Below are 7,245 nucleotides of genomic sequence, written 5' to 3'. Positions count from 1 at the left end.
CCCCCCCCCCCCCCCCCCCCCGGTGCTCAGTCGTTCTGCAGCAGGATGCCGTCCTGGATGGCGCGCTTGCGCAGCGCCACCTTGGTGCCGACGTCGTACCCGGCCACGCGGTATTTCTCGCGGATCCGCTTGAGGTAGCTCTTGGCCGTCTCGTCGGAGATGCCGAGCTTGAAGGCCACCGACTTCACGGGCTCGCCCGCGCCGTAGAGCGCCATCACGCGGCGCTCCTGCGCGCTGAGCTTCGGCGACCCGGTCGTGCTCTGACTGAGCGCCACGTCGAGCTCTTCCGAGATGAACGAGTCGCCGCGCATCGCTGCGCGGATCGCCTCGACGATCATGTCGGCGTTCTCGCTCTTCACGATGTAGCCCTGGGCGCCCGCTGCGAGGGCCTCGCGCACCACGTTCGGGTCGGAGTAGGCGCTCATCAGCATGGTGTGCACGCCTGCCGCCTTCAGCGCCTGCAGCTTGATGGAAACAGGGATGTTGTCCTTCAGGTCGAGGTCGAGGAGCACGACGTCGACAGGGAACTCCTCGTGCGTGAGGAGCTCGGGCCAGGTCGCCACCGCGGCGACCATCTCGATGTCGTCCGCCGCACTCCGGATCCACTCGGTGAGTGCGGCGAGGAGCATCCGGTGATCGTCGACGATGGCGATCCTGATCGGGGTCTTCTCTTGTTCCTTCACGTGTGTTTCCTCACTCTGGCGGGGGAGCCGGGCGATGGGGCACGCCTAGATCCGAGTCGCTCAGCGGTCCGCCGTCGCGTCGACAAGGCAGTCCACCTCAATGCGCACCATAGCGGATTGTCCGGTCTCGGTGTACCGACCGACTCTGCGAATAGCTTGCCACGCCGCGGGATCCACCTGGCGTCGTGGGATGCCGATTGCCTCGAGTCGGATCTGCAGGCTGTGCACGTGGGGACCGGCATCCGCTCCTCTGACGATGCGGATCACGAGGGTGGCCGCCGGCCTCGGCACGCTCCCGACGAGCAGCCAGATGGCGGAGAACAGGCCGTCGCGCTGGCGGGGAGACAGCGAAGCGGCGAGGCCGTCCGGATCGTCGATCTGCGTGACGGGGTCGAGGAGCGCCGATTCGGTGACGGCGTGGTACAGCCAGGTCTGCCTGCGATCCTCGACGAGGTGGAGCCGCAACTGGGTGGCCAGAGCGGATGCACGCGCGGCGGTCGCCTCGTCCAGCGGCAGTTCGGCGCGTCCGGCCGCGACATCGTCGAGAAGCTGCTCGGCGGCGAAGTCGAGGCGCTCGAGCTCCTCGGATGCCAGCATCCCCACAGCGGAGTCGCTGATCGTGGTGCTCTGGGTCTGCGCGATCTCGGAGTGGAACTGCACGATGGAGCGGAACGACCGCACCAGCGACACACCGACGAGCGGTGTCGCGCAGGCGATCACGACGAAGGCCAGACGCGGGGCGGCGGACAGCGGATCGGGAATCTGCAGACCCAGCACGACGAAGAGGATCAGCGCGAAACCGCCGGTCGCCACCATGATGTCGCGCGGCGGCCTGGTCGTGACAGCCGCGAACAGCAGCCCGCCGACCCCGATGCACGTCACGGGGAACACGGGCGTCGCACCCGGCGACCAGGATCCGATCAGATCGAGCGCGGTGACGATCCCGCAGGCGGCGAGCAGACCGGCGAAGCGCCCCTGTTCCGACTGTGCTTCGCGTGCCGGGGGCATGACCCACATGAGCGCCGCCACGACGACGAGGAAGACCACGGCGGCCACACCGAACCACATCAACGGATAGAACCGCCCGAACACCGCGAAGCGGATGGTCGAGGCGGCGACCAGCGCATCCGCGATGACCATGGTGCCGACCCGCAGGCTGCTGACCCCGGTGTAGACGTGGGTGGCGCGGGCGTCCAGCCGACTCATGTCTTCGGCACCTCCAGCACGACCGTGGTGCCGGATCCGGGTGCGCTGAACAGGCGCGCGTTTCCGCCGACATCGCGCACACGGGCCACGATCGACTCGGTGAAGCCGAGGCGTCCGGGAGACACGCTTCCCATGTCGAATCCGACACCGGAATCGGTGACCATGGCGCGCACCGTCACGTCGTCGTCGGTGATGGTGACGTGCGCCTGCGTCTCGCCCGAGTGCCTGCGCACGTTCTCGAGGCACTCCGCGAGCGCGAGCAGGAACGCGTCGAGCGTCTCGGATGGCAGGAGGACGTGCCCCGTTCCGTGCCAGGCGACGTCGAGTCCCATGCGCTTGAACCGCTGCTTGACCGTCTCGAGCGTGTTGCCCAGCGTCGATTCCTGCACCTGACGCAGTCGATAGTCGCCGGATGCTGCCGGATCGGGCGTGTAGCCGAGTCGCAGCTGGCGCAGCAGGTCGGCATCCTCCGATGCCTGTGCGCGCAGCGCCTGTTCGCCGACACCACGACCGGAGTGGGCGAGCAGCGTGAGCGTGGCCAGCACCGTGTCGTGCAGCAGGCGCGCGCTCTGCCTGCGGCGCGCTTCGAACTCGCTCGCCTGGCGTTCCGTGCGGTAGGCGTCGCTCATGCCCTCGATGCGCTCCACCGTCTGTGGGACGACGCGCGCGACCCAGACGGAGATCCCCGTGCAGAACGCCCAGCTGCCCACGGTGACGAAGAGCGCCGCGACGAGGTTGCCGTCCACGGAGAGCACCGTCGGGATGACCACGACGAGCACCGCGACGAAGCCGATCCCGAGGATGATGCGCCGACGCGCCTCGGCGGCGAGCAGGAAGGCGGAGCTGCTGGAGGCGACGACAAGCATGGCGACGACCGAGGTCGCGGACGAACCGGGAGTCCCGCCGCTGAGCCCGACGACGCCGATGGCGATGAGTGCCGTCACCAGAATGACCACAACGGGGATGGGCGAGGTGTGGCGCTGCAGGTAGGCGCCGGCCGCCACGATGAGCAGCGCGAACGCGACGACGCTGATGGTGGCTTCGAGCGCCGACAGCGCCCCGGGAAGGATCGCGCAGACCGCTGCAGCACCGCCGGCGACGGTTGTCACCGTTGTCGACGCGAACGCGAGCATGCGGTCGCGTTCTTCGACGGTGCGCGTCATCGATCCTCCGGCTGTGCCTCACCCGCGGGTGCAGACCCCGGGCACGTTACAGACAGATTAGGCCGTCTCGCTGACACCGCTGCGACGTCGTCTTCCGCTCTCACGGTCGGAACATGAGGGCAGTGCGGCCGCCGCCGCCGGATGCTCACGACTCGAGGAGGCGCGCCAGCGGGGGTCCGATGAGATCGTCCTCGATGAGGAACGCGTCGTGGCCGAAGGGCGAATGGATGACGACCGGGTGCGCCCCGTGGATGCTGTTCGGCAGCCCGGCCGCGATGATCTGCTGCCCCTCCACGCTGTACAGCCGGTCACTGTCGATGCCGAGCACGAGCGAGCGCGCCGTGACGCGGGCAAGAGCGGCGTCCACTCCGCCGCGTCCGCGTCCGACGTCGTGCGACGTCATGGCGTTCACGACGGTGATGTAGCTGTTGGCGTCGAAACGGCGCGTGAACTTGTTCCCGTGGAAGTCGAGGTAGGACTCGACGGCGAATCGTCCGCCTGCGCCGAGCGGAGAGATGCCGCTCTGCCAGCTGCGCTGGAACCGTTCGTTCAGCTCGTTGGCGCTGCGGTAGTTCAGGAGCGCCATGCGGCGCGCGAGCGCGAGCCCGGCGTGCGGGCCGTCGCCGTCGTCGGCGTCGTAGTACCGCCCGGCGCGGAACTGCGGATCCGTGCGGATGGCCTCGATCTGCACCGAGTTCAGTGCGATCTGGTCGGCCGTGGAGAACGGGGGCGCCGCGATCACGGCGACCCGCTCAACACGATCCGGGAATCCGACGGCCCACTCCAGCGCATGCATGCCGCCCATGGATCCGCCGATGACCGCGGCCCAGCGTGCGATCCCGAGCTCGTCGGCCAGCGCGGCCTGCGCGTTCACCTGATCGCGGATGCTGGTGTACGGGAAGCGCGGACCCCACTCGATGCCGTCGGGCGCCAAGGATGCGGGGCCGGTCGAGCCCTGGCATCCGCCGATCATGTTGGGAGCGACCACGAACCACCGGTCGGTGTCGACGGCGAGGCCGGGACCGACGACGCCGTCCCACCACCCAGAGGTCGGATGCCCGGGGCCGGCGTCGCCCACCACGTGGCTGTCTCCGGTGAGCGCGTGGAGCACGAGCACGGCGTTGCCGCCGTCGGCATCGAGCGTTCCCCACGTCTCGTACGCGACGACGGCGCTGGAGAGCGTGCGACCGCTCTCGAACGGCAGCGGTCCGATGCGCACGAAGCGGCGGTCTCCCTCGGGATCCCCCTCCCGCCAGGCTCCCGTCGCGCGAGGCTTGCCGAGCAGCGAGCGTGCCTGTGCGTCGGTGATGAAGCTCGACGGCACCGTGTCTTCAGAGGTCTGCCAGTCCATGGTGAGGTCAATTCTCCCCGCTCGGCGGCATGCGCCGGCACGTGTTACGGGTGGGCGGGCATCCGGGGCGCTCGGCAGGCACGCGAAAGGACCCGGACGAAGCCGGGCCCTTCCACGATGTCGGTGCGGCCGGACGGCCGCGGCGTGTTACGCCGAGACGCTGTCCGCCTGGGTCACGGCGCGCGCCGCTGCGAGGCCGGCCTCGAGGTCCGCCTTCAGGTCCTCGACGTTCTCGATGCCGACCGACAGGCGCACCAGGCCCGGCGTCACACCTGCCGTGAGCTGCTCCTCGGGGGAGAGCTGCGAGTGCGTGGTCGACGCGGGGTGGATGACCAGCGAGCGCACATCGCCGATGTTGGCGAGGTGGCTGAACAGGCTGAGGTTGTCGACGAGCGCGCGTCCGGCGTCGACGCCGCCCTTGAGCTCGAAGGACAGCACGGCGCCGACGCCCTTGGGGGCGTACTTGTTCGCGGCGGCGTACCACGGGCTGGTCGGAAGGCCGGCGTAGTTGACCGAGGCCACATCGGGGTGGTTCTCGAGGAACTCGGCGATCTCCTGGGTGTTCTGAACGTGACGCTCGATGCGGAGCGACAGCGTCTCGATGCCCTGGATGAGCAGCCACGCGCTGTTCGGGGCGATGGCGGCGCCGAGGTCGCGCAGCAGCTGCACGCGGGCCTTGATGATGTAGGCCAGTCCGTCGCCCACGGCCTGCGTGTAGCTGACGCCGTGGTACGACTCGTCGGGCTCGGTGAGACCGGGGAACTTGTCGACGTTCTTCGACCACTCGAAGTGACCGCCGTCGACGATGACGCCGCCGATGGTGGTGCCGTGGCCGCCGAGGAACTTCGTCGCCGAGTGGATCACGACGTCGGCGCCGTGCTCGAACGGACGGAGCAGGTACGGGGTGGCGATCGTGTTGTCCACGACGAGCGGGATGTTGCTCTCGTGCGCGATGCCGGCGATGGTCTCGATGTCGAGGATGTTGACCTTCGGATTGCCGATGGTCTCGCCGAAGAACAGCTTCGTGTTCGGGCGGATGGCGCGGCGCCACTCGTCGGGATCGTCCTGGTTCTCGACGAACGTGGTCTCGATGCCCAACTTGCCGAGCGTGTACTTGAAGAGGTTGTACGTGCCGCCGTAGATCGAGCTGGAGGAGACGATGTGGTCTCCGGCCTGTGCGATGTTCAGCACGGCGAACGTCGACGCCGACTGTCCGCTCGCCAGCAGCAGCGCGCCGGTGCCTCCCTCGAGCGCCGCGACGCGCTCCTCGACGACGGCCTGCGTCGGGTTCTGGATGCGCGTGTAGATGTTGCCGAACTCGGCGAGCGCGAAGAGGTTCTTCGCGTGGTCCGAGTTGTTGAACACGTACGACGTGGTCTGGTAGATGGGCGTGGCCCGCGCGTTGGTCACCGGATCGGGCGCGGCGCCCGCGTGGACCTGCTTGGTTTCGAACTGCCACTGGGCGGCGTCGGTCATGATGATCTCCCGATTGGTGCGACGAAGGACCGGCATGCGTGCGCGCCGGCGGGTGCATTCACCTTAGGCACGCGGTATTGCCCTCCCAAAACCCCCGAAACACGACGTAACCTCACCCCTCTGGGGGGTGCTGCCCGTCTTCGGAGGGTGACGGATGCTGTGGCGGGCCTGCACTATCCGTCGCCTCCTCCTGCGGAGCGTCGATGAGCACGGTTCCGGGCGGGACCGGCACATCCGGTGCGGTGGGCGGCGGGATCTCCGCCAGCGCCTGTCTGCGGAACAGCCACGGGAAGTCCGGTTCAACCACCCAGTGGAACGCCTTCTTGATGAAGGGCTGGGAGAGGAAGGCCGAGATCGCAACGGCGAGCGCGAGCATCCCGATCAGCACCCATGGAGAGGGCTGGTGGTCGAGCACGCCCGATTCGCGCAGCGGATAGAGGAAGAAGCTGTGCAGCAGGTAGATGTACATCGTCGCGGCGCCCCACGCCGTGAAGACGACGCGGCGACGCGGCACGAGCGTGAGGAACGCGATGGTGAGCAGGGCGCCGATACCGATCATGAGGAGTCGCACGGCGCCCGCCCACCACTGGTCGTACCCGAACGTGTCGTACTGCTCGTCGTAGAGGAGGAACCGGCGGATGAGCAGGTCCCGCCACACGTCGATGTAAAGGCCGAGGAACAGGAGGACGAGCGCGAAGAGCACGAGCGCTCCCGCGCGCCAGCGCCAGGCGACTGCGCGGCGCAGCTTCAGCCAGCGCTTGGTGCCGTCCCAGTGACGCAGCTTCCAGCCGAAGACGAAGAACGGGAGAAGGCCGGCGGTGCGGGCAAGGGCGAGTGTCGAGTCCACGTTGTCGAGGTATCCGGCGGCAACCGAGACGAGGATCGCGAACACCATGGGGTAGCGCAGCATCACGATGTACGGCAGCGCCACCCGCCACACGCCGAGGGCGATCAGGAACCACAGTGTCCAGCTCGCTGTCGTGTAGTCCAGGCTGAGCTTTCCTGTCACGGCCCACGAGATCAGGCTCCACACGGTCTCGAAGATCACGTAGGGGAAGACGATGTCGGTGAGCAGTCGCTTCACGCCTCGGTACCCGGGCGGCTGTGCCTTCGCGAAGTACCCCGACACGGTCACGAACACCGGAACGTGGAAAAGGTAGATGAAGAGGTAGAGCGTGTAGGCGGTGTCGGAATCCGCGATCAGCTTGAGGATGGCGTGCCCGATCACGACCAGCGTGATGGCCAGCCAGCGAGCGTTGTCCCAATAGGCGACCCTTGCCCTGCGAGGCGTCGTCGTCGTGATCCGTTCGGCGATCGTCATCCCATCCACACTATGGGGTCCGCCACGCTTCCTGCATTTCGGTCG

The 7,245-nt window shown here is 68.1% G+C and carries 6 protein-coding genes; all 6 read right to left on the bottom strand.

The genetic code is table 11. From position 1 onward, the window contains the following. Positions 1–26: 26 nt before the first annotated feature. Complete coding sequence (locus tag ACX9R5_RS15415; protein WP_459409929.1) at positions 27–683, bottom strand: response regulator; 657 nt, start codon at positions 681–683, stop codon at positions 27–29. A 60-nt stretch (positions 684–743) separates the two neighbouring features. After that, on the bottom strand, positions 744–1,889 hold the full coding sequence (locus ACX9R5_RS15410) for a hypothetical protein (protein WP_459409928.1): 1,146 nt from the start codon (positions 1,887–1,889) through the stop codon (positions 744–746). Next, positions 1,886–3,052, bottom strand: coding sequence for a sensor histidine kinase (locus tag ACX9R5_RS15405; RefSeq protein WP_459409927.1), 1,167 nt, complete (start codon positions 3,050–3,052; stop codon positions 1,886–1,888). The genes ACX9R5_RS15410 and ACX9R5_RS15405 overlap by 4 nt, the downstream gene beginning before the upstream one ends. A 145-nt stretch (positions 3,053–3,197) precedes the next feature. Continuing rightward, positions 3,198–4,403, bottom strand: coding sequence for a homoserine O-acetyltransferase MetX (metX, locus tag ACX9R5_RS15400; protein ID WP_459409926.1), 1,206 nt, complete (start codon positions 4,401–4,403; stop codon positions 3,198–3,200). Positions 4,404–4,550: 147 nt separating this feature from the next. Beyond that, positions 4,551–5,879: a bifunctional o-acetylhomoserine/o-acetylserine sulfhydrylase gene (locus ACX9R5_RS15395; RefSeq protein WP_459409925.1), complete on the bottom strand. Its 1,329-nt coding sequence runs from the start codon at positions 5,877–5,879 to the stop codon at positions 4,551–4,553. A gap of 112 nt (positions 5,880–5,991) precedes the next feature. Next, entirely contained in the window at positions 5,992–7,200 is a 1,209-nt protein-coding gene (locus ACX9R5_RS15390) for an acyltransferase family protein (protein ID WP_459409924.1), read from the bottom strand. Positions 7,201–7,245: the final 45 nt, after the last annotated feature.

It is taken from the genome of Rathayibacter sp. CAU 1779 (genome assembly GCF_054551755.1).
This window is presented reverse-complemented; position numbering and strand designations above follow the sequence as displayed.

Excerpts from the sequence above, each read along its gene's own strand:
- ACX9R5_RS15390 (WP_459409924.1), bottom strand. The coding sequence starts at position 7,200 with ATGACGATCGCCGAACGGATCACGACGACGACGCCTCGCAGGGCAAGG.
- ACX9R5_RS15395 (WP_459409925.1), bottom strand. The coding sequence starts at position 5,879 with ATGACCGACGCCGCCCAGTGGCAGTTCGAAACCAAGCAGGTCCACGCG.
- ACX9R5_RS15405 (WP_459409927.1), bottom strand. The coding sequence starts at position 3,052 with ATGACGCGCACCGTCGAAGAACGCGACCGCATGCTCGCGTTCGCGTCG.
- ACX9R5_RS15410 (WP_459409928.1), bottom strand. The coding sequence starts at position 1,889 with ATGAGTCGGCTGGACGCCCGCGCCACCCACGTCTACACCGGGGTCAGC.
- metX (WP_459409926.1), bottom strand. The coding sequence starts at position 4,403 with ATGGACTGGCAGACCTCTGAAGACACGGTGCCGTCGAGCTTCATCACC.